This is a genomic window from Actinoplanes sp. NPDC000266 (assembly GCF_042899005.1).
Lineage (GTDB): Bacteria > Actinomycetota > Actinomycetes > Mycobacteriales > Micromonosporaceae > Actinoplanes.
The window spans coordinates 480397-505574 of sequence record NZ_JBIAZI010000002.1 but is presented as its reverse complement, the minus strand read 5'-3'; the positions used below and the strand labels follow the sequence as shown (position 1 = coordinate 505574).

Sequence of the window (25178 nt, the reverse complement as noted above, 5' to 3'; positions counted from 1 at the left end):
GTCGAGCCACCGCGTGGCCGTCGGGCGGCATTCGGCTCAGGAGACGACCTCGATCGGCGGGCGGCGCATGGCGAGCGCCGCGGGCAGGACGGTGCCGGTCAGCACCAGGGCCGCAGTGCCCAGGACGCCGCCGAGCACCCAGCTCGCCGGCACCCACGGGGTCCACGTGCCCAGGGCGGTGTGCAGCAAGGGCACGGTCGTCGTCGCGGCCACCGCCGCACCGACCGCCAGGGCTGTTCCGGTCACGAGGAGAGCCTCGCAGATGACGACCCGCAGCGCGCGCCCCCTCGTCGCTCCGGCCAGCTGAGTCACCGCGAGGTCCCGGCGCCGTGCCAGCACCACCGTCACCAGCGTGTTGACCGCGGCCACGGCCGCGAACCCCACGTAGACGGCCGTGCCGGAATATTCGAGCCAGCGATCCGCGGCGGGCGGGGCCGTGCCCGTCGCGTGCTCGGTGGTCTTCAGGATGATCACTTTGACGGCGGTGAAGGCGATCGCCAGGGTGAGCGGCACCAGTGCGCCGGAGAGCGCTTTCGCCCGTACGTCAATGGTGTCTCCCGCCAGCCGCCCGGTGTCGCCGAACAACCGCCCGGCCAGCGCGGCCACCTTGAGCAGGGCCGGGCCGAGCAGACCGGCCCCGACGCAGAGGGCGAGCATGACGATCAGCCCGAGCTGGTCGGTGGTCTCCGCGTCCAGGTCGGCGATCGCGACCGACAGGCCCGTGCCACCGGCCACCAGAACGAGACCGGCGACGGTCCGTACGGCACCGATCCGCCGCCGGGCGACACCCGACTCGGCCAGCGCGGCGGCGGGCCGGATCCGCGACGGCCGGATCGCCGCGATCAGCGCACCGGCCAGCGACGTGCCGACCGTGACGGCCAGGGCGACGGGAAGGGCGGCCGGGCTCGCGTGGAAGGTCACCGCGGCCGGGGCGAGACCGTGCGCGACGACCCCGTCGATCCAGGCCCGGCCGCCGAGACCGCCGAGCACCACCCCGAGCAGGGCGGCGGGCACGGCGACGATCGCGGCCTGGGCGGCCACGGCCCGGCGCACCCGGCCCGGGGTGGCGCCGATCGCCCGGACCAGGGCGATGTCGCGGGCCTGCTGGGCGATGGTGGCGGCCATCGTCACACCGACGATGATGATCGACAGGTAGATCGCCACCAGCACGAAGATGATCGCCACGTCGGCCAGGCCGCTGTCGGTCAGCGCCCGCCGGGCCGCCGCGTCCAGCGGCGCCCGGCCGAACGAGGTGGTGATGCCGAGCCCGGCCGCGACGAGCGCCGCGGCCAGCAACTGGGTCGAGAAGGGACCGAGGAACGACCACGGATTGCGCCGCAGCGCCTGCCGGATCACGCCGCCACCTCCTGCAGCCGCTCGGCGATCGTGGTGGCGTCCGGGGTGGCCGTATCCGTGGTCACCGCGCCGTCCCGCAGCAGCACGAGGCGGTCGCTCCAGGCCGCGGCGACCGGATCGTGGGTCACCATCAGCACGGTCACCCCGTCCCGGTCGACGGCCCGGCGCAGCAGGCCGAGCACCTGACCGCCGGTGGCCGGGTCGAGCGCCCCCGTGGGCTCGTCCGCGAAGATCACCGACGGCCCGGTGATCAGCGCCCGGGCGATAGCCACCCGCTGCCGCTGCCCACCGGAGAGCTCACCCACCGGCCGCCGCTCGGTCGCTTGCAGCCCCACCGCCGCCAGCACCTCGCCGACGTCGCGTCGACGGGGCCCGCCGAGCCGCCCCGGAAGCCGCAGGTTCTGCCCGACGGTCAGCTCGGACAGCAGGTTGTAGGACTGGAAGACGAAGCCCACCCGGTCCCGCCGCCACCGGGTGAGCGGCCCCTCCCGCATCCGGCTGATCTCGCGCCCGGCCAGCCGCACCGAGCCCGAACTGGGCCGGTCCAGCCCGGCGGCGCAGTGCAGCAGCGTGCTCTTGCCCGACCCGGTGGCCCCCATGACGGCGACGAACTCCCCGGCCCGTACGGCCAATGACACCTCCCGAAGGGCGACGATCCCGCGCGGGAAGACACGGCCCACGTTCTCGAGTGCCAAGACGTTTTCCATGCCGTCGAGCCTCGCGGCCACCGGGGGTGTGGGGCATCGGTGCTGGCTTGAGTCCTCAGGTGCGGTTAACCGAACCGGCCGGTGCCCGGAGGAAGGCCTCGATCCGGTCGAAGGCGCCGGCCCAGACCTCGCCGACGAAGAAGTCGCGAACCTCGGGCGCGGGGAAGCCGCTCTGCACGACGGTCATGAGAGTTCCGCCGTCCCGCGCCTCGAAGGTGATCTCGATGCGGGTCGCCATGGTGGTGCCGTCCGGGCCCGACCCGAGCGAGTCGGTGACCAGCCGGTGCGGCCGGTCGATCTCGACGAAGGTCTGCGTCTCCCGGAACAGGACGTCGCGGCTGGGACCCCAGACGGCGGTCTGCTGCCCGCCGACCCGCAGGTCGACCTCGATCTCCACGATGCCCGGCTGCTCGTCCAGGATGGTGAACCAGATCTTCTGTTTCTCGGCGTCGGTGTAGGCGTCGAAGACCTCCTCGGGGGTCGCCGGCAGCTGTCGCGTCACTCGCATGTCAAGCGTCATGGTCGGATTCCGTGCCTTTCCGCAAAGTGAAGTAGACGTCCAGGCCGTCCAGGCGCCGGGCCCAGAGCTGCTGGTAGAAGCTGATCCAGCTCATGGCGTCATCGAGCGGCGCCGGCGCGAGGCGGCACTGCCGGGCCCGCCCGACCTTCTCGGTCACGATGAGGCCGGCTTCTTCGAGCACGTGCAGGTGCTTCTTCATGCCGGTCAGGCTCATCTCGGCCGGCCCGGCCAGCTGCCCGACGGTAGCCGGCCCTTCCCCGAGCCGAATCAGCACATCCCGGCGAACCGGATCAGCCAGACAGGCGAAGACGCGACTGAGAACCGCTTGCTGAACCATGCGGTTCACCATACGACACTGAACCGAAGGGTTCAATGTTTCGAATCGCGGTGTGGATCTCATCCTCGTGCTGCGGTACCGCAAGGCGGTGACGTACGGCTTCCACGTGCTGCTCGGAGCGCCGCGGCAGATCCGTGCGCCTGCTGATGTGGATGCTCCAGCCCGTAGCGGCTAAGAGATTGTGCGGCCCTCCGGAAACGTCCGGCTAAGGGCTATGGTGTCCGTTGATGCCCGGTTCGGATAGCCGGGATCACCGTTCATCGGAATGTTAGGGGTGGCCGATGCCACGGCGAATTGTTGTTGCCCATCCCGACTTCGGCCGCAAGCTCAAGGAGCTGCGTGAGCAGCATGGACTGTCGCTGCGCCGGCTCGGCGGGATGATCCACTGTTCGCACGGCCATCTGTGGGATCTCGAATCTGGAATCAAACGGCCGAGCCTGTCCGTCGCGGTTCTGCTCGATCAGGCGCTCGAAGCGGGCGGGCAATTGTGTGCCATGGTGTCCGAGGTGTCAGCCGACAGCGGTACCCGGCCTGCCGCGGTCGAACAAGCGGTGGTGGCCATGCCGTCCGGGCTGGAGTTCGCGCCGGACTGGCGGCACGGCATAGATGTCGCTGTTGATCTTTGGCGAGGCGATATGCAGCGGCGGAACCTTCTTCGGCAGGTGGGCTTCAGCGCGACGGCCTTCCTGCCTGCGGCGATGCGATGGTTGATGTCGTCGCTCGACGAGCGCCCGGCCGGCAGCGGTGAGCGGCTGATCGGCGCCGCCGATGTCGAGACGGTGCGCCGGATGACCTCGACGTACCGGACGCTGGACAACCAGTTCGGCGGCGGCCACATCCGCGACAGCTTGGTCCGGTTCCTCAACGCCGATGTCACCGAGCTGATCAACGGCCGCTACGACGCGGCGACTGGCCGCCAGCTCCTGTCCGCGGTCGCGGAGACTACCCAGCTCGCGGGCTGGGCTTCCTACGACGCCGGGATGCACGGGCTGGCCCAGCGATACCTGATCCAGGCTCTACGCCTTGCGGCCGGTGCCGGGGACCGGGCGCTCGGAGCCGAGATCTTGGCGGCGATGAGCCATCAGGCCGCCTTCCTCAGGGCCCCCGGTGAGGCGGTGGATCTGGCCAAGGCCGCCAGCCGCGCGGCGGCCGAGGCGGGTATCGCCGCGATCGAGGCGGAATCAGCTGTGCTTGAAGCGCAAGGTTATGCCGTTGGCGGCGACGAAAAGGCCTGCGCGACGGCGCTGAACAGGGCCGAAGCAATCTTCGACAAGGCTGACCGGACCAGTGAGCCGCAGTGGATCGGATACTTCGACGAGTCCTACCTGGCCGCCAAGTTCGGCCACTGCTTTACCGCACTTGGCCGGGGCGACATCGCGACACGGTTTGCCACCCGGTCGCTGGACATGGATGGCCGGCAGTACGCGCGGGGACGGCAGTTCAACCTCGTTTTGCTCGCCGTGGCGCATGCCCAGAACGGCGAGCCGGAGGAAGCCGCGCGTGTCGGAATCGACGCGGTCGAAGCCGCGGAAGGGCTCTACCAGCGGTGCAGGACTTCGCCGAGCGTGCCCGGCCGGTCCTGGCCAGTGCCTAAAGCTTTCCGGTCGCCTTCCGCAACAGCAGGGCGAGCAGCCCGGATACGGAGCCGGCACCGACGATGGTGCCGTTGTCGATGTGCTGCTGGATCTCGTCGAGGGGGATCCAGCCGAGGCGTTCGGCTTCGTTGATGTCCGGGACCGCGCCGGTGGAGTCGGCGCCGCGAGCGAGGTAGACGATGTTCTCCTGGTCGATGGTGCCCACCATCGGCTGGAAGCTGATCAGCTTCTCGATGCTGCGTGGCCGCCAACCGGTCTCTTCCTCGACCTCGCGGGCTGCGCAGGTCAGGGAGTCTTCGGCCGGGTCGAGGTAGCCGCCGGGCAGTTCCCAGACCCAGCGGCCGACGATGAAGCGGTGCCGCCACATCATCAGCACGCGTTCGTCGTCGTCGAGCACGATGACCATTGCGGCGGCCGGGATACGCAGAACGTACTGCTCGAAGCGGACGCCGTCGGGTAGCTCCACGTCCGCGATGCTCAGCACCGCCCGGCGGGTGTCGTCGACGACGCGCTCGCCGTGGATGGTCCATTCGCTAGCTCGCTTGGGCTCAACGCTCATCAGCGCACAGTAGCCGTACGCCTTCCGGGCTGTACTCCAACACCTGCAGCGTCGGCTGACAGCGGCTGACGCCTGTCGCCTTCAAATTCTGGTCACCGGACCGCCACGCTGTGACCGAAACGCCTGGTGAACAACAGCGAAGCCCGCGGCGGCCATCGCACCACGCCGGCCGCCACCCCTGGAATCGAGACCGGGCACGCGGCCCGGCCGCACTACAAACGAACCTGCGGACCGGCATGACCACCGTGACAGTACGTCGCAGGTCGGCGTGCCCTCGACATCACGGAAGGCAGGGCATGGCGACGATCAAGAACCGCCGCGTCTGCGGAGGTGAACCCCAGTGGTGGCGATAGCGGCGACGAGCGCGCTCCTGGTGGGTTTCCTCGCGGGCCTGATCAGCTTCAAGGTCAAGAGCCGGTGGTGCCCGCACTGTGGCGCGATGACCACCGCCCACCTGCCCACACCGACCACCCCGCCACCCACGCCGAGCGCACCGAGCTGGTCGGCGCTGCCGACGCAGTCCTATAACCAGGTCGGGCGAGCCGGAGCACTTACCCCAGCTCAACGACGCCGTGCGAACGGCGGCCATTGATGTTGGTCCCGAGGACGCCGCACCAGCCCGACCGGCCGACATGGGACTGCCTCGCCTGCGGCGAGCCGTGGCCGTGCACACCCGGCAAGTTCGAGTTGGCCGGACAAGGCGTAGTGCATCGCCGATCGCTGCGGCTCTACCTGGAGTCCTGCGTGATCAACATGATCGACGACCGCGCTGACGGAGATCGAGCCAGCGGCCGTGACGACGGGGTCTACGACCGCATCCTCGGCTGGTTCGACACGTCTCCACGCGCTTCGACCGACCAGAGCGGGGCGAATACACCACCCGCGAGGACGGACCTCGTTGCGCACATGCGAACCGGTTTCGCAGCGCGGTGTCCTGTACGGCCACTGGCAGCGCCAGCGTGATCATGCGCAGCGCCTGGCCGCGGTGGCCGAGGTGTACCCCCGGCCCGGCCGTAGCCGGACCCCTGCTGCCTCAAGTGCCGGTGGAGTAGTCAGCCGCGCTTCCACCAGCGGCGGGCCGGCCGGGGAATCAAAGTGGCGATCTCCCGGCGGATCCGGTCGAAGGAGGCGATCTCGTTGTGCTTCTCGCCGGGCAGGACGAGGCCCAGACAGACCAGCTTGGAGCTTCCGTCGGCGCGGGGGATATCGGTGAAGACCGGCGCGCCGACGCAGCCCGATGGCATCGTGGCGGTCCAGCGCAGCCGGCCCCGGGTGTCCACGCCCGCCGAGCCGGCCAGCACGACCTGGTCGCGCTGGCCGCCGGCGTCATGACCGAGGACGTACGCCGGCACGGGCGTACGCCCGATCGTCGCGACGTCCTCCTCGAGCGCGGCCAGCCCGTCGGTGATCTCGTCGGTGGTCCAGCGCCAGCCCTTGCGGCCGGCGTAGTCGTGGAGGTGCGCCGCCGGCATGGCGGCGACGCCGAGGCGCGGAAGGCGTTTCCAGCCGGCGGCGAAGTCGGTCATCAGGACGTTCGTGGCGCTCGGCCCGGGATCGGCGAGATCGGGCCGCATCGTCCAGGTGGCCATGTCGAAAGAGGTCATGGCCTCGGCCGTCAGCAGATACTGGACGTACACCTCGCGGTCGGGGGAGGCCTCGACGAGGTGGTTGTACCAGAAGGCCGTGGCGTGCTGCCGGTCTCCCGTCCCCTCCGCGAAGGGGAGCGTGCAGCGGGCGGCGTCGCCAAGGATGAGATCGATGACCTGTTCTGCGGGCGCGTACACGGCGGCACCTTACAGGGGGCGGTCGGCCGGGCGGTCCCAGCCGTCGCAGGCGTCCTCCTCGTCCTGTTGTTCCCGGAGGATGTCGAGCAGGTCGGGGCCCTCGTGGCCGGTGTCGACCGAGCGGCCGGTCAGGCCCAGCTGGGTGGCGCAGTCGCGGCCGAAGCCCTTCACCATGCGGTCGGCACGGGTCAGATGGCCGCAGCGTGGGCAGCGGCGCATCACGGGAGCGTCGGGTGGAACCATCGGCTCCAGTATCACGTGCGGATCTTCATGGTGGGGGTTAAGGTCTGACTCGTGGGAGTTCGGACCTGGATCGAGGGCTGGCCGGTCTACCGGCAGCTGACCGGGACCGACCCGCTGGGGCGTGGCGCGGCCGCGCAGTCCGATCGGTCCAAGGCGCTCACCGCCCGCACCGAGACGGCCGACTCCGTGGCCAAGTCCGTGTGTCCCTACTGCGCCGTCGGCTGCGGGCAGCGGGTCTTCGTCAAGGACGGCCAGGTCGTCCAGATCGAGGGCGACCCGGACAGCCCGATCTCACGGGGGCGGCTCTGCCCCAAGGGCTCGGCCAGCAAGAGCCTCGTCACCAGCGACCGCCGGCAGCAGAAAGTGCTCTACCGCAAGCCGTACGGGACCGAGTGGGAGTCTCTCGATCTCGACACGGCGATGGACATGATCGCCGACCGGGTGCTCGCCGTGCGCGAGCAGACCTGGGAGGACGCGGACGCCGGCGGGCGTCCCCTCAACCGCACCATGGGCATCTCGAGCCTGGGCGGCGCGACGCTGGACAACGAAGAGAACTATCTGATCAAGAAGCTCTTCACCGCGATCGGCGCCATCCAGATCGAGAACCAGGCCCGTATTTGACACTCCGCCACCGTTCCCGGTCTGGGAACCTCCTTCGGCCGTGGCGGGGCCACCGGATTCCTCCAGGATCTGGCCAACGCCGACTGCATCATCATCCAGGGCTCGAACATGGCGGAAGCGCACCCCGTGGGCTTCCAATGGGTGATCGAGGCCAAGAAGCGCGGCGCGAAGATCATTCACGTCGATCCGCGGTTCACCCGGACCAGCGCGCTGGCGCACAGCTTCGTGCCGGTGCGGGCCGGGGCCGACATCGCGTTCCTGGGTGGCGTGATCAACTACATTCTCGAGAACGAGAAGGACTTCCGGGAGTACGTCCTGGCGTACACCAACGCGTCCATGATCGTCAGTGCGGAGTTCCAGGACACCGAGGACCTGGACGGGCTGTTCTCCGGCTTCGACCCCGAGACCCGGGCGTACGACCAGTCGAGCTGGCAGTACGCGGGCCAGCAGGACGAGGGTCAGGAGGAGGGCGAGTCGCACGTCGACCGGGAGACCGCCTCCGGCCTCGAGCAGGAGTCGCACGGCCCGCCGATCCCGGCCGACGTGCCGCGTGATCCGACGCTGCAGGACCCGCGCTGCGTCTATCAGGTCCTCAAGCGGCACTACGCCCGCTACACGCCTGAGGTCGTGGAGCGGCTATGTGGCGTACCCCAAGCAAAGTTCCTGGAAGTTTGTGAGGCCTGGACCGCGAACTCGGGACGGGAGCGCACGACCGCGCTCGTCTACTCGGTCGGGTGGACGCAGCACAGCGTGGGCGTGCAGTACATCCGGACCGGCGCCATCATCCAGCTGCTGCTGGGCAACATGGGCCGGCCCGGCGGTGGGGTCATGGCGCTGCGCGGGCACGCCAGCATCCAGGGCTCGACCGACATCCCGACGCTGTTCAACCTGCTGCCCGGCTATCTGCCGATGCCGCATTTCCAGCAGCACGAGACGTTCGACCAGTGGATCGACGCGATCCGGCATCCGGAGCAGGCGGGCTTCTGGGCCAACGCCAAGTCGTACGCGGTGAGCCTGCTCAAGTCCTACTGGGGTGACGCGGCGACCGAGGAGAACGACTACGGATACGGCTGGCTTCCCCGGCTGACCGGCGACCACGGGACGTACCAGCAGGTCCTTGACATGATCGACGGCAAGATCAAGGGGTATTTCCTGCTCGGGCAGAACCCCGCGGTCGGCTCGGCCCACGGCCGCGCGCAACGGCTCGGCATGGCCAACCTCGACTGGCTGGTCGTCCGCGACCTCTTCATGATCGAGAGCGCCACCTTCTGGAAGAACGGTCCCGAGGTGGAGACCGGCGAGATCGTGCCCGAGCAGTGCAAGACCGAGGTCTTCTTCATGCCGGCCGCCTCGCACGTCGAGAAGGAGGGCACGTTCACCCAGACCCAGCGCCTGCTGCAGTGGCGCGAGAAGGCGGTCGAGCCGCCGGGCGACGCCCGCAGTGAGCTCTGGTTCTTCTACCATCTCGGCCGGCGCCTCCGCGCCCGCTTGGCCGATTCGGACAAATCCCGAGATAAGGCCATTCAAAACCTGACTTGGGAGTACGGCTCCTCGGACGAACCGGACGCGTCGTTGGTGCTCAAGGAGATCAACGGGTACGACCTATCGACCGGCGAACTGCTCAGCTCGTTCACCGAGATGAAGCCCGACGGGTCCACCTCGGGCGGCTGCTGGATCTACACGGGCGTCTACAAGGACGGCGTCAACCAGGCCGCGCGGCGCAAGCCGGGCAGCGAGCAGAATTACGTCGCGCCCGAGTGGGGCTGGGCCTGGCCGGCCAACCGCCGCACGCTCTACAACCGCGCCTCGGCCGATCCGGAGGGCAACCCGTGGTCGGAGCGGAAGAAGTACGTCTGGTGGGACCCCTCATCTTCTGAATGGACGGGTGTCGATGTCCCGGACTTCGAGAAGACCAAGCCGCCGTCCTACCGCCCGCCCGAGGGTGCTTCCGGCGTCGAGGCGATCTCCGGCGACGACGCGTTCATCATGCAGGGCGACGGAAAGGGCTGGCTGTACGCCCCGAGCGGCCTCATCGACGGCCCGATGCCCACGCACTACGAGCCGGCCGAGTCCGGGGTGCGCAATTCGCTCTACGGCCAGCAGGCCAACCCGACCCGCAAGGTGTACGACCGCGGCGACAACCTGACCAACCCCAGCGCGCCCGATCGGCACGCCGAGGTTTTCCCGTACGTCTTCAGCACGAGCCGTCTCACCGAGCACCACACCGCCGGCGGCATGAGCCGCCAGTTGCCGTACCTCTCGGAACTGCAGCCGGAGATGTTCGTCGAGGTCTCACCGGCCCTGGCCGCGGAACGCGGCCTGACCCACATGGGATGGGCGCACATCGTGACCGCGCGCGCGGCCATCGAGGCCCGCGTCATGGTCACCGACAGGCTGAAACCGTTGCGGATCGAGGGCCGTACCGTCCATCAGCTCTGGATGCCCTACCACTGGGGCAGCGAGGGCGTGGTCACCGGCGACTCGGCCAACGACCTGATCGGCATCACCCTGGACCCGAACGTGCTCATCCAGGAGAGCAAGGTCGGCACGTGCGACATCCGGGCCGGGCGCCGGCCCGGCGGTCCGGGTCTGCTCGCCTACGTGCAGGACTACCGTCGCCGTGCGGGGCTGGAGGACGACCGTGGGAAGTAACAGCCTGTACGGCCCGATCGACCCGGCGGCCGACGCCGGTTATGTCGACGCGCCGCCGCGGATGGGCTTCTTCACCGACACGTCCGTCTGCATCGGATGCAAGGCGTGCGAGGTCGCGTGCAAGGAGTGGAACGCGGTCCCGGACGACGGTTTCAACCTTCTGGGTCAGTCGTACGACAACACGGGCGGCCTGTCCGCCAACTCGTGGCGGCACGTCGCGTTCATCGAGCAGCCGGTCACCGGTGACGTCCTCGGTTCCGCTTCCGGTCCGGAGTTCCTGGGCATGCCGACCTCGAAGCTTCCGGGCCAGGCGTCGCCCGGGCCCACGTCCGATTTCCGCTGGCTGATGATGTCGAACGTGTGCAAGCACTGCACGCACGCCGGGTGCCTCGATGTCTGCCCGACCGGGGCTTTGTTCCGCACTGAATTCGGCACTGTTGTGGTGCAGCAGGACATCTGCAATGGCTGTGGCTATTGCGTTTCCGGCTGCCCTTACGGCGTGATCGACCGTCGCGAGGACGACGGCAGGGCGTGGAAATGCACCCTCTGCTACGACCGCATCGGGGACGGGCTCACGCCGGCTTGCGCCAAGGCGTGTCCTACCGAGTCTATTCAATATGGAGAGTTGTCGGAATTGCGCTCGCGGGCCGCGCAGCGTGTGGCGGACCTCCACGAGCAGGGTGTCCCCGCGGCGCGGCTCTACGGGCACGACGAAGAGAACGGCGTCGGCGGCGACGGAGCGTTCTTCCTGCTCCTGGACGAACCTGAGGTGTACGGGCTGCCGCCCGACCCGATCGTGGCCACCCGCGACCTGCCGAAGATGTGGAAGCGGGCCGGCCTGGCCGCGCTGGCCATGGCCGCCTCGGCCGTCGTGGCGTTCGCCGGGAGGCGCGGGTGAAAGACCGCTCCATGGTCCCCAAGGCCGAGTTCCAGTCGTACTACGGGCGGCCGATCGTCCGGCCGCCGGTGTGGACCCACGACATCGCCGCGTACCTGTTCACCGGAGGCCTGGCCGCGGGCTCGTCGCTGCTGGCGGCGGGAGCGACGGCGACCGGGGACACGGCGCTGCGCCGCACGGGGCGTCTCGCGACGCTGGGCGCGCTCGGCGCCAGCACGTACTTCCTGATCATCGACCTGGGCCGGCCGGAACGCTTCCACCACATGCTGCGGGTGGCCAAGCCGACCTCGCCCATGTCGGTCGGCACGTGGGTGCTGGCCACGTTCGGCGGGGTGGCGGCGGTGGCCGGGGCGGCCGAGTTCGCGCCGCTGCTGCCGTCGCGGTTCCTGCGGCGGGTGCTGCCGCCGGTGGGCGACGTCGCGGGTTACGGCGCCGCCGCGCTTGCTCCGGCCCTGGCGACGTACACCGCCGTGCTCTTCGCCGACACCGCCGTGCCGAGCTGGCACGCGGTCCATCCGGAGCTGCCGTTCATGTTCGCGGGCAGCGCCCTGGCCAGCGGGGCCGGCGTGGGCCTGATCGCGGCCCCGGGCCGGCCGGCCCGGCGGATGGCGGTGCTCGGCGCCGGGATCGAGCTGGCCGCCGGGCATCGGGTCGAGCACGGCCACGGGCTGCTCAGCGAGCCCTACCGGCAGGGCCGCCCGGGAACGCTGCTGAAGGCGGCCCGCCTGCTCACCGCGGCCGGGGCGGTCGGCGCGGTGCTGGGCCGCCGTTCGCGGGTGGTGTCGGCCCTGTCGGGCCTGTCCCTGCTGGCCGGGTCGGCCCTGACCCGCTTCGGGGTCTTCGAGGCCGGGGTGGCCTCGGCCAAGGACCCGAAATATACGGTCGTGCCGCAGCGGGAACGGCTAGAGCGCCGAGGCGCCGACTGAGGCGTCCTGCTGCTGGCGCTCGAGCTCGGCGTAGATCTCGATCTTGATGTCGAGCATGGCCAGGTCGCCCTGCAACTCGGCGATGCGGGCCAGCACCCGCTCCTTGTGCTCGACGAAGAGCCGCAACCGGTCGCCGACGGTCTCGTCGCCGGCCCGCACCATGTCGGCGTAGCGCCGCATGTCCCGCACCGGCATCCCGGTCGACCGCAGCCGGATCAGCAGTTGCAGCCAGCCCAGGTCGGCCTCGCTGTAGCGACGGTGCCCGGCCGTGTCCCGCTCGACCGGATCGACCAGGCCCTCCTGCTCGTACCACCGCAGCGTGTGCACGGTGAGCCCGACCCGATCCGCGACCTCGCCGACTGTGAGTCCGTTCGCCATGGCTCCCAGCTTCCCCCTTCGAGTGCACTCGAAGTCAAGCGGTTACCGTGACGGTCTTCCCGTCCTCCGCTGCCATCAGCTCCCCGATGATCGGATAGCCCGGCACCTCACCGGCGACGAGCAGCCCACCCGAGGTCTGAGCATCGGCGAGCAGGAGGAGCTCGTCCTCGTCGACAGCCGCCTCCAGGTGCGGCCGCACCCAGTCGAGGTTGCGGCGGGTGCCCCCACTGACGTACCCGTCCCGCAGGGCCTGCCGTGCCCCGTCGAGGTAGGGGACGGCGGAGGCGTCGATCCGGGCGGTCACACCGCTGGCCCGGGCGAGCTTGTGCAGATGTCCGAGCAGCCCGAACCCGGTGACGTCGGTGGCGCAGACGGCCCCGTTCGCGAGGGCCGTCCGCGAGGCGCCGGCGTTGAGCGTGGTCATGGCGGCGACGGCCTCGGCGAACACTTCACCGGTGGCCTTGTGCCGGCTGTTGAGCACCCCGATCCCCAGCGGTTTGGTCAGCGTCAGGGGCACGCCGGGCTTCCCGGCGTCGTTGCGCATGAGCCGAGCCGGATCGGCCACACCGGTGACCGCCATGCCGTACTTGGGCTCGGGATCGTCCACGCTGTGCCCACCGGCGACATGACAGGCGGCCTCGGAGGCGACGGCGAGCCCGCCGCGCAGCACCTCGCCCGCGAGCTCCATGGGAAGAACCTCACGGGGCCAGGCCAGCAGGTTCACCCCGACGACGGGGGTGCCGCCCATGGCATAGACATCGGAGAGGGCGTTGGCCACGGCGATGCGACCCCAGTCGTACGCGTCATCGACCACCGGCGTGAAGAAATCGGCGGTGGCGACGATGGCAGTACCGTTGGCGATCCGCACCACGGCGGCGTCGTCCCCGTCGTCGAGCCCGACCAGCAGCTCCCCGGGCCCGTCGGGCGTCGTGACCCCGACAAGCCCTGCCACGACGCTCTCGAGCTCTCCGGGCGGAATCTTGCAGGCACATCCACCACCGTGCGCGTACTGCGTAAGACGAGTCACCCGCCCACTCTGGCACGCCGTGACCCACTAGGCTCGTCGGCGGAGGCGTTAAGGCGGCTGGTGCCCCTCCCGGTCTTCAAAACCGGTGTGACCCGGCATCCGGGTCAGGCGGGTTCGATTCCCGTCCGCCTCCGCTGAGTCTTGAGGGTGCGCGGCGCGAGAGGGGGCGACGGTGGCGTACGAGCCGATGACAATGGCCCCGCCCGACTGGTCACGCTCCCGGATCTTGACGACGCCGTGGTTCCCGTCGTCGCTCCCGTCGAAGCGGATGGAGGCCCTCGTCTGGGCGCCGGCCGCGTTCCGCAAACACGGCGTCTATCTGTCGGCCCGGGATCTGGAAGCCGCATGAGCAACGATGGACCGCTGGGCCGAGCCGAACTCGAGCGGGCCGCTCGGCTTACGGGAGTCGACAGCGTCGGCGCCGCTCTCGGGCTTTGCGCTCGCTTCTTTCCGGATGAGCCGCTGCCGCCCAGGTCGGCGGCGATGCTGGAGGACTTGTTCGGCTCGCGGTAGCGAATCGCGTCAGTCGCCGGTCAGGCGGATGTGGCTCCCGGCTGTGTGCGCTCGGGGGCGTGCTGTGACAGGGCTCGGCGGAGGGCGGCCGGGCCGGGGAGCAGGTGGCCGACCTGCACGCGGAAGCCGGGGCCGGCCGGCAGCTGGTGCAGGGCGGGGACTGTGCCGTGCGGGGCGGGGCTTGTCACCTGCGACGGGTCGATGGGGATGACGTCGAGCACCGCGGTCAGGGCCGGGCGGTGCACCTCGGCGGTGGCCACGTTCGCCCAGGCGATGAAGACCGGGGCGGTGCCGTTCGCCAGTTCGATGCCGGCGTCGGAGACGCGGACCCACTCCGGGTTCTGCTGCCAGCGCCGGGCCGTGTGCAGGCTGCCGGCGAGGACCATCAGGAGGGGAAGGCCCGCGACGAACGGGAAGTCGGCGTCGGGCGTGGGCCAGAAATCGAAGATCAGGCCCAGGGTCACCAGGGCCACTGTCAGCGCGAGCGCGAAGGCGCCGAACATCACGATCGGAGCCAGCGCGGGGCGGGTGCGAAACAGCGTCTGCTCCATCGTGGGCAGATCCTATCAGCGATCGAGTGCTCTCAGTACCGCGTCGGTCACGGCTCCGTAGGCCAGGTGGGGGAGGGCGTCGCTGAGCCAGTCCGTCAATGACCAGTCGCGGGGGTCGGTGACGCCCAGGGCGATCATCGACGCGTTTGTCGAGGCCATCGTGGTGGCGCCGATCAGGGCGCTGCCCACCAGCGGGCCGGGGCGCAGGCCGGCCCGTCGCAGGAGGCCGAAGGTGGCGCCGATCGCCACGCCGGTGGCTATGCCGGTGAGGCTGGCCAGGCCGGACACCCGGTGGTCGCGGGTTTCCGGGTCGCCGGGGATCGAGACCGGCAGGGCCTCTATCGAGTCCTCGGGGGTGGGGCTGGCGGGGCGGCCCCGCAGGGCCATGTCGAGGTAGGTGGCGGCGTTCAGGGCCGCTGTGCCGGCGGCGCCGGCGAGGATGCCCGTACGCATGCCTCAAGGTCTGCCCGGTCCGGTCGGGGCGAAACCTCGCAGGGCCCGGGCGACGTCGAAGTCGGTGAGCTGGGTGAAGTCCTGGTACCACTGGCCCACGGCGCGGAACTCCGGTGGGGCGCTCAGGCAGATGACCGCGTCGGCCTCGCCGGTCAGGGCGTCCCGGGCCTGCGGGGAGCACACCGGGACGGCCAGGACCAGACGGGCCGGGTGGCGGCCGCGCAGCCAGCGCAGGGCGGCCCGGGCGGTGACGCCGGTGGCCAGGCCGTCGTCGACGACCACGACCTCGCGGGCCGTCGGGTCGGGGGCGGGGCGGCCGGCCCGGTATTCGCGGGTTCGGCGGGCCAGTTCGGCCCGCTCCCCGGCGATGGTGGCCGACAGGTCGGACGGTGACAGGCCCAGGGCGGCCAGGGCCGCCTCGTCGAAGACCGGTGGGCCGTCCTCGGCGATGGCGCCGATGCCGTACTCGGGGTGGCCCGGAGCGCCGATCTTGCGGGCGATCACCACGTCCAGCTCGGCGCCGGCGCGGGCGGCCACGTGGACGGCGATGGGCACGCCGCCGCGGGGCAGCGCCAGCACGAGCGGGGCCGGGCCGGGATGGCGCGGGAGCTGGGCGGCCACCGCGTCGGCCAGGTGGTGGCCGGCGTCGTCGCGGTTCTCGAAGATCAGCGCAGGTGTGTCGCGAACCATGTCGCGGCCTCCCCGGCGACGGTGTCGAGGGCGCCGGGCTCCTCGAAGAGGTGGGTGGCGCCGGCCACGATGCGCAGCTCGGCGGTGACCGTCATGGCGTTGCGGGCTTCCTCGTTCAGCTCGATCACCGTCTGGTCCTCGCCGCCGACCAGCAGCAGCGTCGGCGCCGTCACCTGGATCAGCGCGGGACCGGCCAGATCGGGGCGGCCCCCTCGCGAGACCACCGCTCGTACGGGCCGGGGCCGTGCCGCAGCGGCGACGAGCGCGGCGGCGGCGCCGGTGCTGGCGCCGAAGAGGCCGATCTTGAGCTGGGGGTGGGCCGCGACCAGCCAGTCGACCAGGCCGATCACGCGGTCGGCGAGCAGGCCGATGTCGAAGCGCCGGTCCTGTTCGCCGTGCGTGAGCAGGTCGGTGAGCAGCGTTCCCAGGCCGTGCCGGCTCAGGTGCGCGGCCACGGCCCGGTTGCGCGGGCTGTGCCGGGAGCTGCCGCTGCCATGGGCGAAGAGCACCACCCCGTACGCCCCGTCGGGCAGCGTGAGGTCTCCGGCCAGCTCGGTGCCGGCCGCGTTGAACGTGCGTTCGTGCGTCACGGTGGCCATGCCCCCGGGAATACCCGGGAACATGGCGCCCTATACGTCCGACTTGTCAGCTCTTGAAGCCGGCCAGCACGAGGTTGAAGCCTGTGTCGGCGGCAACCGTCGCGCCCTCGAAGCCCGCGTCGGTGAGCAGCGAGAGCCGCGCGGTGGGCCCGCCCTGGGTGCCGAGGCCGTACGCGCCGGGCTGGCTCAGCGACCCCGGCGTGCACAGCGCCGTCGAGGCCGCGTAGTTGGCCCGCGCGACCGGGTTGCCGACGACGGTGGTGAAGTCGTCCGCCGACCACGGCTCGACCGCGACCACGATGCCGCCCGGCGCGAGCGCCTCGTAGGCCGACCGCAGCGCCGCCGGCGGGTCGCCGAGGTCGTGCAGCGAGTCGAAGAACACCACCACGTCGAACCGGCCGTGCCGGTCGATCTCCGAGGCCGGGGCGACGTGGAAGCCGACCCCCGGGGCCAGGGCCGCGCGGGCGTTCACGATCGACGGCTCGTGGTTGTCGAAACCGGTCACCGTGGACGCCGGCCAGGTCGAGGCGATCAGCCGGGTCGCGACGCCGTGCCCGCAGCCCACATCGGCCACGCGGGCGCCTTTCTCGAGCTTCTCGACGAGGCCGGGCACGGCCGGGAACCAGGTCTGCGCGAGGTGGTTGACGTAGGCCGTACGGAAGAACCGCTCGATGCCGTGATGCAGGCAGCCCGGCATGTCGGCGTAGGGGAGGCCGCCGTCGCCGCGGAAGGCGGCCTCGAGCTGGGGCAGGGTGAGGAAGTAGCCGGCGATGATCTCACCGCCGCCCACCACGTAGGCCGGCGAGTCGACGACCGAGAGCGCGAGCGCGTGCTCGATCGGCAGTTCGAAGGTCTCGCCGTCGCTGGTCACGTATCCGGAGACGGTCTGCGCCCGCAGCCATTCGGTGACCAGCCGCGGATGGAGCCCGGTGGCCGCCGCCAGCTTGGCCGGGGTCACCGGCCCGGCGCCGGTCATCGCCCGGTAGAGCCCGAGCCGGTCGCCGATCACCGTGAGCGCGGTGCTGCCGGCCCCGGCGAAATCGGTCAGGAGCTGTCCCGCGAACGCTTCGACGCGGGCTTCGTCAATGTGGGTGTCAGTCATGCCGCCTAAGGTGCGGCCCGGTCCTTGCCGGCTTCTTGCTGAAGCCTTGCCAGCACGAAATCGGCCGTGTCCGGCTGCGGCGGCGTTCCGGCCACACGCAGCTTTTCCAGACGGTCACGGTCGGGGCCCATGACGGCCGGGGCGTACGGGTCCAGGTCGGCCGCCGCCACGATCGACGCGGCCGCGCCGGCGTCGCCCCGGGCCGCGAGCAATTCCGCGCTGAGCCGCAGAACCGTCCACAATTGGCCGGTCATTCCGGCGGTGCGGACGGCGACGATGGATTCCGCGCAGGCGGCCGCCGCCTCGGCGTGCCGGCCCAGCCGGATCAGCACGGCGGCGCGGCCGATCCGGGCGATGTTGGCCGTGTAGACCAGCCCCGCATAAGTGGTCCGGCGCAGCGATTCCTCATAACAGGCCAAGGCCGCCACCGGGTCGCTTCCGGCCAGCAGTTCACCCCGGGTGAAGGGCTCGAATCCGTCGCCCCGGTCGGCGGTCAGTTCTTTCTCGTACGTCTCGAGCCAGCGCATTCCGGCGGCGGTGTCCCCGTTGTAGGCGTCCATCAGGGCCGCGCAGCACAATCCGGTGACCCGCACCCATCCCGAGGCGCCCGGCTCGTCGCGCAGGAGGAGCACGTCGGCCCGTACGTCATCCGCCCGTCCCGCGAACATCGAGTTGGAGATGCGGATGAGAATGGCCGATCCGCGCAGCGGATGACCGTGCGGCAGAACGGACAGGGCGGCGTCGAGCAGCCGTTCCGCCTCGGGCAGATTGCTGTCGAGCCAGTGGCCGGTGCCGGCCGCGAGGGCCCGCAGCGCGTCGGCCTCGGAGGTCACGGACACCGGCGCCGATCGTACGAGCTGGGCCGTGAGCCCTGGATCGGGCGCGTCGGAGCCGGCTGCGGCGGCCCAGGCGGCCAGCCGCGCCCCCTCGTCCCGATCGCCCAGCCAGGCCAGCGCCTCCTGAAGGTTTCCGAGCTCACGCCGCAGGGCCGGGGTCGTGTGCGGATTGCGGCGGCGCTGACGTTCCACGAGGCCGGTGACGAAGTCGAGCATCCAGCGCGCGTGTGCGTCCCTGGCGTCGTCGTCGGTGAGATGGGCGAGTCCGACATGTCGTACGGTGTCGAGGAGCCGGTAGCGCGGTGGCTCCGCCTCCAGGTCACAGACGACCAGCGAGGCGTCCACCAGCTCGGCCAGCAGCGGCTCGGCGTCGTCGGCGAAGTACGGCAGCGCCTCGAGCCCGAACCCGCCCCGGCACACCGCGAGCCGGTCGAGCAGCCGCTGCGCGGCCGGATCGAGCAGCCGGTACGACCACTCGACGGTCGCCGCGACCGCGGTGGCCCGGTCGCCGCCGCGGGCCGGGTCGAGCACCTGCAGCCCCTCACCGAGCCGGTCCCGCAGGTGGGCCAGCCCGAACACGGCCTCGCGCCGGGCCGCCAGCTCGACCGCGAGCGGCAGCCCGTCCACGAGCCGGCACACCTCGGCCGCGAGCTCCCGGCTGCGCGCGTCGGCCGGGAACCCGCTGCGCAGCAGCGCCGCCCGGTCGCAGAACAGCGCCACCCGGTCCTCGTCGGGCAGCGGCCCCAGCCGTAGCACCCGCTCACCGGCCACGCCGAGCCGCTGCCGGGAGGTGGCCAGCACCCGCACCCGGGGACAGCGCCGCACGATCTCGCCGACCAGGTCGCGGACCGCCTCGAGCAGATGCTCGCAGTTGTCCAGCACCAGCACCGCCGCCGACCCGCCCAGCCGTTCCACGATCGCCGCCACCGCGCCGCGCGGCGCCGCCCGCAACCCGACCGCTCCCGCCACGGCCGCCGCGACGTCGTCCGGCACGGACCGCTCGGCCAGCTCCACCAGCAGCTCGTCCCCGGCCAGGGCCTCGCTCATCAGCCGCGTCTTGCCCACCCCGCCGGGCCCGACGAGCGTGGTCACCCGGCTGTCCTCCAGAGCCTTCCGCAGTACGGCCATCTCGTCGCGCCGCCCGAAGAACCGGTCGGCCCGCGCGGCCCGTGGGGCCCGGACGGCCGGCCGCAGCGCCGGATCCTCACCGAGAATCCGCCTCCGCAACTCGTCCAGAGCCGGCGACGGGTCGATGCCGTGCTCGTCCACGACCCGCTCGCGGAACCCTCGCGCCACGGTGAGGGCCTCAGCCGTACGGCCGGTCTGATGCAATGCCCTCATCCACAGCAGATGGGGACGCTCCCGCATCGGCTCGGCCGTCGCGCAAGCCTCGATCTCGGGCAGCGCCTCGGCCCCGCGCCCCGCCGCCACCCGCCGGTCCAGCCACTCCTCGCGCAGGTGCCGCCGCCACTCGGCCAGCCGCGCCACCTCCGGCGCGAAGGCCAGCCGATCGCCCACACCGGACAGCGGATCACCCCGCCACACGCCGAGCGCCTCGGCCAGCGTGCCGGCGGCCTGCTCGTCGGCCTGCCCCCGCGCGACGGCGACGAGCCGCTCGACCCGGCTGACGTCGATCGCCCCGTCGGGCAGAACGAGCCGGTAGCCGCCCGGCTCGCGCCGGACCGCCTCCCCGCCGGCGTGCCGCCGCAGCCGGGACACGTAGCTGTGCAGGTTGCCCACGGCGTTGCCCGGCGGCTCGTCCTCCCAGAGCGCCTCGATCAGCTCACCGACCGGCACGACCCGCCCACCGGCCAGCGCCAGCCGGGCCAGCAGAATCCGCTGGGGCGCTCCCGTGAGCGCCGCGACCCGCCCGTCGACGCGCAGCTCGACCGGCCCGAGCAGCCCCACTTCGACGCTCACGCGCCCATTCTCGGCCGCACACCCATGTCAGGCCAAGACACTTTCCCGGCGGTAGGTTGGTCGCATGGGCGTTCACGTGGACCCGCGCCGGAGAGTGCCGCGTACGGACGCGATCCTGGCCGATCCCCAACTCAGAGCCGCCGCCGAGACCGTGGGCCGCGCGGCCGTCAAGGCCGCCGTGACCGCCGCGCTGCAACGGGTCCGTGACGGCGAGATCCCACCGGACGCCGCCGTGGCCGCCGCCCTGGCCGCCCTGCCCCGGGGCCCGCGCCCGGTCCTGAACGCCACCGGCGTGGTCCTGCACACCAACCTGGGCCGGGCCGCCCTGTCGTCGGCGGCCCGCGAGGCGGTGTCCGCCGCGGCCGGCCACACCGACGTCGAACTGGACCTGGAGACGGGCCGCCGCGCCCGCCGGGGCCGGGCCGCGCTGGCCGCCCTGGCCGCCGCGGTCCCCGCCGCCGGAGACGTCCACGTGGTGAACAACGGCGCCGCCGCCCTGGTCCTGGCGGCCACGGCCCTGGCCGCCGACAAGGAGATCATCGTCAGCCGGGGCGAGATGGTGGAGATCGGCGACGGTTTCCGCCTGCCCGACCTGCTGGAGTCGACCGGCGCCCGCCTCCGCGAGGTAGGGACGACCAACCGCACCACGCTCAGCGATTACGAGCGCGCGATCGGCCCGCGAACCGGCTTCATCCTGAAGGTCCACCCGTCCAACTTCGTCATCCGGGGCTTCACCAGCGACACGCCGATCGCGGCCCTGGCCACGCTGGACACGCCGGTGGTGGCCGACATCGGCTCGGGCCTGCTGAGCCCGGACCCGCTGCTCCCCGACGAGCCCGACGCCACGACCACGCTGACCGCCGGCGCCACCCTGGTCACGGCGAGCGGCGACAAGCTCCTGGGCGGCCCGCAGGCCGGACTGCTGCTGGGCGAGGCCCTGCTGATCGAACGCCTGCGCCGCCACCCGCTGGCCCGAGCGCTGCGCGTGGACAAACTGACCCTGGCCGCGTTGCAGGCCACACTGTCGGGCCCGACCACTCCGACGTGGCAGGCCTTACGCGCCGACCTGCCGTCCCTGCGCGCCCGAACCGAAGCGGTCCGCGCCCACTTGGCGGCCCAGAACATCCCGGTCACGCTGACGGAGTCGGTCGCGGTGGTGGGAGGAGGCGGCGCACCCGAGGTCACCCTTGCGTCGTGGTCCCTCGCGCTGCCGGAGTCGTACGCCCCGACCTTGCGCACCGGCGCAACCCCGGTAGTGGGCCGAGTGGAGCGGGGCCACCTGCTCCTGGACCTGCGCTGCGTCCCGGCCGAAGCCGACCCCGCCCTGACAGCCGCGATCCTGGCCGCCGCGTCCCTCCAGGGTGGCGCGGTGCGGCCGGGGGCGGTGGAGTAGGGCGTGCACGTCGTTGCCACGGCTGGGCACGTCGACCACGGGAAGTCCACGCTGGTCCGGGCGCTGACCGGCATGGAGCCGGACCGGTGGGCGGAGGAGCGGCGCCGGGGGATGACGATCGATCTCGGTTTCGCGTGGACCGGGCTGCCGTCGGGGGAGACGGTGGCGTTCGTCGACGTACCCGGGCATGAACGCTTCGTGCCCAACATGCTGGCCGGGGTGGGGCCGGTCCCGGCGGCGATGATCGTCGTGGCGGCCGACGAAGGTTGGATGCCACAGTCGGCCGAGCACCTGGCCGCCCTGCACGCTCTCGACGTGCGGCACGGGCTGCTGGTGGTGACCCGCAGCGACCTGGCCGAGCCGGAGACCGCGATCGAGCTCGCCCGGTCCGAGATCGCCGGGACGTCGCTCGGCGAGGTCGAGGCGGTAGCGGTCAGCGGCGCCACCGGGGCCGGGCTCGACGACCTGCGAGCGGCGCTCGACCGGCTCGTCGGCCGCCTGCCCGCCGCCGACCCGCGGGCGCCGGTCCGCCTGTGGATCGACCGGGTCTTCACGGTCAAGGGCGCCGGTACGGTGGTCACCGGCACCCTGGGCGCGGGACGGCTCCGCACCGGCGACGAACTGACCCTGGGCGACACCACGGTCCGGGTGCGAGGCCTGCAGAGCATGGGCCGGCAGGTGGACGAGGTGACCGCCGTGGCCCGCGTCGCCGTGAACCTGCGCGGCACACCCCGCGACGACCTGAGCCGAGGCGACGCCCTGCTCACACCGGGCCGGTTCCGCTTCGCCGACCTCATCGACGTCCGCGTCGAAGGCGACCCCGTAGCCGACCTCCCGGCCGAGGCCACCCTGCACGTAGGCTCCGCCGCCGTCCCGGTCCACATCCGCCCGCTGGGCACCGGCACCGCCCGCCTGCGCCTGTCACACCCCCTCCCGCTGCGCGTGGGCGACCGTGCCCTCCTCCGCGACCCCGGCCGCCACCACGTCGCCGGCGGCGTGACCGTCCTGGACGTGGCACCCCCCGGCCTCAAACGCCGAGGCGCCGCCGCAGCCCGCGCGGCCCAGCTCGTCACCATGGACGGCCGCCCTTCGCTCCGCTCAGAACTGACCCGCCGCCTCCTGATCAGAGGAACAGACCTGGCCGCCATGGGCGTCCCCCTCCCGGCAGCCGGGAGAGTGGCTGAGGAGCAGCCTGTGGCTGGGGACTGGTACGCCGACCCGGCCTACTGGGCTGGGCTCGGCGAGCGACTCGTCCAAGAAGTCGCCGCCTACGGCAAGGAGCATCCGCTTGAGGCGGGCATGCCCGTGGAAGCCCTGCGTCACCGGCTCGGGCTGCCGGATCGCGGGCTGGTCACCGCTCTGGTCGTACCTCCCGTTGTGATTCGGAATGGGCGGGTCGTCGCCGGGCCGGCCGGGGCGCCGGATGAGCTTGTGACGCTGGTGGGCAAGGCGTTCGACGGGCTCGGGGCGTTTGCCGCTCCGGAGGCCCACGACCTGGCGGCGCTCGGGCTCGGGGCGCGCCAAATCGCGGCGGCGGAGCGGACCGGGCTGCTTCTCCGGCTGACGCCGCAAGTGGTGCTGCGGGCCGGAGCCGTCGAGGAAGCCGTACGAGTGCTGGCCGGGCTGCCGCAACCGTTCACGCTGAGCGAGGCGCGCCAAGCCCTCGGCACGACCCGCCGGGTGGCCGTGCCACTGCTGGAACTGCTCGACCGCAAGGGGCACACCCGCCGGGAGGCGGACGACCGGCGGACCGTCGCGTCATAGGCGGGCGATCGCCGTCACCTCCACCTCCAGGACCGCGCCGGGCAGGAACAGCCGGCTGACCTCCACCGTGGTGCTCGCGGGTGGGTTCGCGGGAAACAAGCGGCGGCGGACGGCCCCGTAGGCGGGCAGGTCGTCGAGGCTGGTCATGAACGTGCGGATGTGCATGACGTCGGTCAGGGCGGCGCCGTGGGCGGCCAGCAGGCCGGTGATGATGTCGAAGACCCGGGTGGCCTGGGCCCCGGCATCGCCGGGAGACACCACGGCGCCGGAGTCGTCGACGCCCACCTGGCCGGACAGGAGCAGCAAGGCTCCGCCGCCGGGCAGGTCGGCCCGGGCCACGTGGGCGAATCGGTCTCCGAAGGGCGCCGCGACTGTGGCGGGGTTGTCGAGAATCATGGGGGCGACGTTACGGAGGGTTGACGCATGCCACCAGCGAATGTCTGGCATGGGCGCCATGCCTGGCTAGCATGGCGCGGCATGGAGACCCAACTGCTGGAAGTGTTCCGGACGGTGGCCCGGCTGGGGTCGATCACCGCGGCCGCGAAAGAGCTCCGGTTCACCCAGTCCGCGGTGTCCCGGCAGATCGGCGCGCTCGAAGCGGAATGGGGAGCTCAGGTCTTCGACCGGCTGCCGCGTGGGGTGGCGCTGACCGAGGAGGGCCGCGTTCTCCTGCCGCACGCGGACGCCGTTCTCAATCGGCTCTCGAATGCCCGGACCGCCGTCCAGGAACTGCGGGATCTCGACGGCGGAAGACTGCGCGTAGGTGCGTTTCCCACGGCCGTCGCGGCGCTGGTTCCGCGTGCGCTCGCGGGCTTCCGGAAGGCGTACCCCCAAGTGGCCCTGGCTTTGGTCGAAGGCCTCACCCCGACGCTTTTGGAAAGGCTCGCCGAAGGCGATGCCGATGTGGCCGTAGTGAGCTCATCGCCGAGGGAAAACATCGATTCCGATCGTTTCGAGCTGCGGCACATCCTGGACGAGCGCCTGCTCGTGGCGGTCTCGCTGGAGCATCCACTGGCCGCCCGCAGGACGGTTCGATTGGCGGAACTGGCCGACGATCCGTTCATCGCGGGATCGGCCGATGCCGAGGAGACATTGTTGCGAGCCAGTCTGCCGAGCGGGTTCCGGCCGCGGATCGACATCGTGGCGGCGGAATGGACCGGCAAATTGGGATGTGTGGCGGCGGGACTGGGCGTGGCCCTGGTGCCCGCGCTCGCTTTGCGGAGCACGCCACCCGACATCGCGCTGTTACGCCTGCACCGCGACGACGAACCGACCCGGCGCGTCTATGCGGCCACCATGGCCGGCCGTTCGGTGCCACCGGCCGTCAGTCAGTTCCTGCGCTTTCTCGAGCACGCCGTTCCGGGGATCTGAACGCGTCGATGACCGGCATGTTCCGCTCGGCCCAGTCGCGCAGAGCGGCCAGCGGCTCGTCCAGGGAAAGGCCCAGCTCGGTCAGGCGGTACCGCACGCGTGGCGGCACGGACGGCTCGACGTGCCGGGTGACCAGGCCGTCCTCGGTGAGCGAGCGCAGCGTCTGCGACAGCATTTTGTGGGAGACGCCGGGCATGCGGCGTTCGAGTTCCGCGAAGCCGACGTCCCCGGGAGCGGCCTCGGCGAGCACCTTGACCGCCATGGCCACCCATTTCGTCCCGACCCGGTCGAGCAGCCGGCGCGTCGGACAGGCCGGATCGAACAGATCACCTCGGCGCGTGGTCACCACCGCGTAACCACCTTCCCGGAAAGTGCGGTCTTCC

General features: G+C 71.6%; 24 protein-coding genes, 1 tRNA gene and 2 pseudogenes. 10 read left to right on the top strand and 17 right to left on the bottom strand.

Features of this window, described 5'->3' with window-relative positions; genetic code table 11:
* Positions 1-36: 36 nt before the first annotated feature.
* Genes ACFY36_RS08690 through ACFY36_RS08675 form a run of 4 tightly spaced genes read right to left on the bottom strand, consistent with a single transcriptional unit; the run spans position 37 to position 2920 of the window.
* Positions 37-1356: an FtsX-like permease family protein gene (locus tag ACFY36_RS08690; RefSeq protein WP_499745304.1), complete on the bottom strand. Its 1320-nt coding sequence runs from the start codon at positions 1354-1356 to the stop codon at positions 37-39.
* The gene (locus ACFY36_RS08685; RefSeq protein ID WP_499745303.1) at positions 1353-2063 is read right to left on the bottom strand and encodes an ABC transporter ATP-binding protein; all 711 of its coding nucleotides are present in this window, start codon (positions 2061-2063) and stop codon (positions 1353-1355) included. The genes ACFY36_RS08690 and ACFY36_RS08685 overlap by 4 nt, the downstream gene beginning before the upstream one ends.
* A 55-nt stretch (positions 2064-2118) precedes the next feature.
* Positions 2119-2583 carry an SRPBCC family protein gene (locus tag ACFY36_RS08680; RefSeq protein ID WP_499745302.1) on the bottom strand — a complete coding sequence of 155 codons (465 nt, stop codon included), beginning with the start codon at positions 2581-2583 and terminating at the stop codon, positions 2119-2121.
* On the bottom strand, positions 2573-2920 hold the full coding sequence (locus ACFY36_RS08675; RefSeq protein WP_499745301.1) for an ArsR/SmtB family transcription factor: 348 nt from the start codon (positions 2918-2920) through the stop codon (positions 2573-2575). Before ACFY36_RS08675 ends, ACFY36_RS08680 begins: the two co-directional genes overlap by 11 nt.
* Positions 2921-2972: 52 nt before the next feature.
* Between ACFY36_RS08675 and ACFY36_RS08670 the strand changes: the two genes are divergently transcribed.
* Both ACFY36_RS08670 and ACFY36_RS08665 read left to right on the top strand, forming a co-directional pair.
* Positions 2973-3095 carry a hypothetical protein gene (locus ACFY36_RS08670; protein ID WP_499745300.1) on the top strand — a complete coding sequence of 41 codons (123 nt, stop codon included), beginning with the start codon at positions 2973-2975 and terminating at the stop codon, positions 3093-3095.
* Positions 3096-3201: 106 nt separating this feature from the next.
* Positions 3202-4446, top strand: a pseudogene (locus tag ACFY36_RS08665) (helix-turn-helix domain-containing protein); the annotation flags it as partial.
* Between the two features lie 64 nt (positions 4447-4510).
* Here ACFY36_RS08665 and ACFY36_RS08660 read toward each other — a convergent pair.
* The 3 genes from ACFY36_RS08660 to ACFY36_RS08650 form a co-directional block, all read right to left on the bottom strand.
* The gene (locus ACFY36_RS08660; protein WP_499745841.1) at positions 4511-5077 is read right to left on the bottom strand and encodes an NUDIX hydrolase; all 567 of its coding nucleotides are present in this window, start codon (positions 5075-5077) and stop codon (positions 4511-4513) included.
* A 1049-nt stretch (positions 5078-6126) separates the two neighbouring features.
* On the bottom strand, positions 6127-6858 hold the full coding sequence (locus ACFY36_RS08655) for a hypothetical protein (RefSeq protein ID WP_499745299.1): 732 nt from the start codon (positions 6856-6858) through the stop codon (positions 6127-6129).
* A gap of 9 nt (positions 6859-6867) precedes the next feature.
* A complete protein-coding gene (locus tag ACFY36_RS08650) occupies positions 6868-7101 on the bottom strand; it encodes a hypothetical protein (protein ID WP_499745298.1) in 234 nt (77 codons plus the stop codon).
* A gap of 51 nt (positions 7102-7152) precedes the next feature.
* Between ACFY36_RS08650 and fdh the strand changes: the two are divergent.
* The 3 genes and pseudogenes from fdh to nrfD all read left to right on the top strand — a co-directional run.
* A pseudogene (gene fdh / locus ACFY36_RS08645) lies at positions 7153-10365 on the top strand (formate dehydrogenase); the annotation flags it as partial.
* Positions 10364-11272, top strand: a complete 909-nt coding sequence (locus tag ACFY36_RS08640; protein ID WP_499745297.1) for a 4Fe-4S dicluster domain-containing protein — start codon at positions 10364-10366, stop codon at positions 11270-11272. The pseudogene fdh and the gene ACFY36_RS08640, both read left to right, overlap by 2 nt.
* A complete protein-coding gene (nrfD, locus tag ACFY36_RS08635; RefSeq protein ID WP_499745296.1) occupies positions 11269-12198 on the top strand; it encodes an NrfD/PsrC family molybdoenzyme membrane anchor subunit in 930 nt (309 codons plus the stop codon). The genes ACFY36_RS08640 and nrfD overlap by 4 nt, the downstream gene beginning before the upstream one ends.
* Here nrfD and ACFY36_RS08630 read toward each other — a convergent pair.
* Positions 12175-12576, bottom strand: a complete 402-nt coding sequence (locus tag ACFY36_RS08630) for a MerR family transcriptional regulator (RefSeq protein WP_499745295.1) — start codon at positions 12574-12576, stop codon at positions 12175-12177. The genes nrfD and ACFY36_RS08630 overlap by 24 nt on opposite strands.
* Before the next feature lie 34 nt (positions 12577-12610).
* A complete protein-coding gene (gene selD, locus ACFY36_RS08625; RefSeq protein WP_499745294.1) occupies positions 12611-13603 on the bottom strand; it encodes a selenide, water dikinase SelD in 993 nt (330 codons plus the stop codon).
* A gap of 41 nt (positions 13604-13644) precedes the next feature.
* Between selD and ACFY36_RS08620 the strand changes: the two genes are divergently transcribed.
* Positions 13645-13738, top strand: a tRNA-Sec gene (locus tag ACFY36_RS08620).
* A gap of 37 nt (positions 13739-13775) precedes the next feature.
* Positions 13776-13952 carry a hypothetical protein gene (locus tag ACFY36_RS08615; RefSeq protein WP_499745293.1) on the top strand — a complete coding sequence of 59 codons (177 nt, stop codon included), beginning with the start codon at positions 13776-13778 and terminating at the stop codon, positions 13950-13952.
* A 184-nt stretch (positions 13953-14136) separates the two neighbouring features.
* On the opposite strand, the gene ACFY36_RS08610 is transcribed toward ACFY36_RS08615, so the two are convergent.
* Genes ACFY36_RS08610 through ACFY36_RS08585 form a run of 6 tightly spaced genes read right to left on the bottom strand, consistent with a single transcriptional unit; the run spans position 14137 to position 20267 of the window.
* On the bottom strand, positions 14137-14667 hold the full coding sequence (locus ACFY36_RS08610; protein WP_499745292.1) for a hypothetical protein: 531 nt from the start codon (positions 14665-14667) through the stop codon (positions 14137-14139).
* A gap of 15 nt (positions 14668-14682) precedes the next feature.
* Positions 14683-15120, bottom strand: coding sequence for a hypothetical protein (locus tag ACFY36_RS08605; protein WP_499745291.1), 438 nt, complete (start codon positions 15118-15120; stop codon positions 14683-14685).
* 3 nt (positions 15121-15123) lie between these two features.
* Positions 15124-15810: a phosphoribosyltransferase gene (locus ACFY36_RS08600; protein ID WP_499745290.1), complete on the bottom strand. Its 687-nt coding sequence runs from the start codon at positions 15808-15810 to the stop codon at positions 15124-15126.
* Positions 15786-16409, bottom strand: a complete 624-nt coding sequence (locus ACFY36_RS08595) for a dienelactone hydrolase family protein (RefSeq protein WP_499745289.1) — start codon at positions 16407-16409, stop codon at positions 15786-15788. Before ACFY36_RS08595 ends, ACFY36_RS08600 begins: the two co-directional genes overlap by 25 nt.
* A gap of 46 nt (positions 16410-16455) precedes the next feature.
* Positions 16456-17511 (bottom strand): class I SAM-dependent methyltransferase, encoded by a 1056-nt coding sequence (locus ACFY36_RS08590; RefSeq protein ID WP_499745288.1) that lies wholly within the window; start codon positions 17509-17511, stop codon positions 16456-16458.
* A gap of 5 nt (positions 17512-17516) precedes the next feature.
* Positions 17517-20267, bottom strand: coding sequence for an AfsR/SARP family transcriptional regulator (locus ACFY36_RS08585; RefSeq protein ID WP_499745287.1), 2751 nt, complete (start codon positions 20265-20267; stop codon positions 17517-17519).
* A 64-nt stretch (positions 20268-20331) separates the two neighbouring features.
* On the opposite strand from ACFY36_RS08585, the gene selA reads away from it, so the two are divergent.
* Both selA and selB read left to right on the top strand, forming a co-directional pair.
* Positions 20332-21660 carry an L-seryl-tRNA(Sec) selenium transferase gene (gene selA / locus ACFY36_RS08580; RefSeq protein WP_499745286.1) on the top strand — a complete coding sequence of 443 codons (1329 nt, stop codon included), beginning with the start codon at positions 20332-20334 and terminating at the stop codon, positions 21658-21660.
* 3 nt (positions 21661-21663) lie between these two features.
* Positions 21664-23424, top strand: coding sequence for a selenocysteine-specific translation elongation factor (gene selB, locus ACFY36_RS08575; protein ID WP_499745285.1), 1761 nt, complete (start codon positions 21664-21666; stop codon positions 23422-23424).
* On the opposite strand, the gene ACFY36_RS08570 is transcribed toward selB, so the two are convergent.
* A complete protein-coding gene (locus ACFY36_RS08570; protein WP_499745284.1) occupies positions 23419-23820 on the bottom strand; it encodes a RidA family protein in 402 nt (133 codons plus the stop codon). The genes selB and ACFY36_RS08570 overlap by 6 nt on opposite strands.
* 81 nt (positions 23821-23901) lie before the next feature.
* Here ACFY36_RS08570 and ACFY36_RS08565 point away from each other — a divergent pair, with 81 nt between their 5' ends.
* Positions 23902-24795 carry a LysR family transcriptional regulator gene (locus ACFY36_RS08565; protein WP_499745283.1) on the top strand — a complete coding sequence of 298 codons (894 nt, stop codon included), beginning with the start codon at positions 23902-23904 and terminating at the stop codon, positions 24793-24795.
* Here the strand turns inward: ACFY36_RS08565 and ACFY36_RS08560 are convergent.
* A complete protein-coding gene (locus tag ACFY36_RS08560) occupies positions 24749-25141 on the bottom strand; it encodes a winged helix-turn-helix transcriptional regulator (protein ID WP_499745282.1) in 393 nt (130 codons plus the stop codon). The genes ACFY36_RS08565 and ACFY36_RS08560 overlap by 47 nt on opposite strands.
* Positions 25142-25178: the final 37 nt, after the last annotated feature.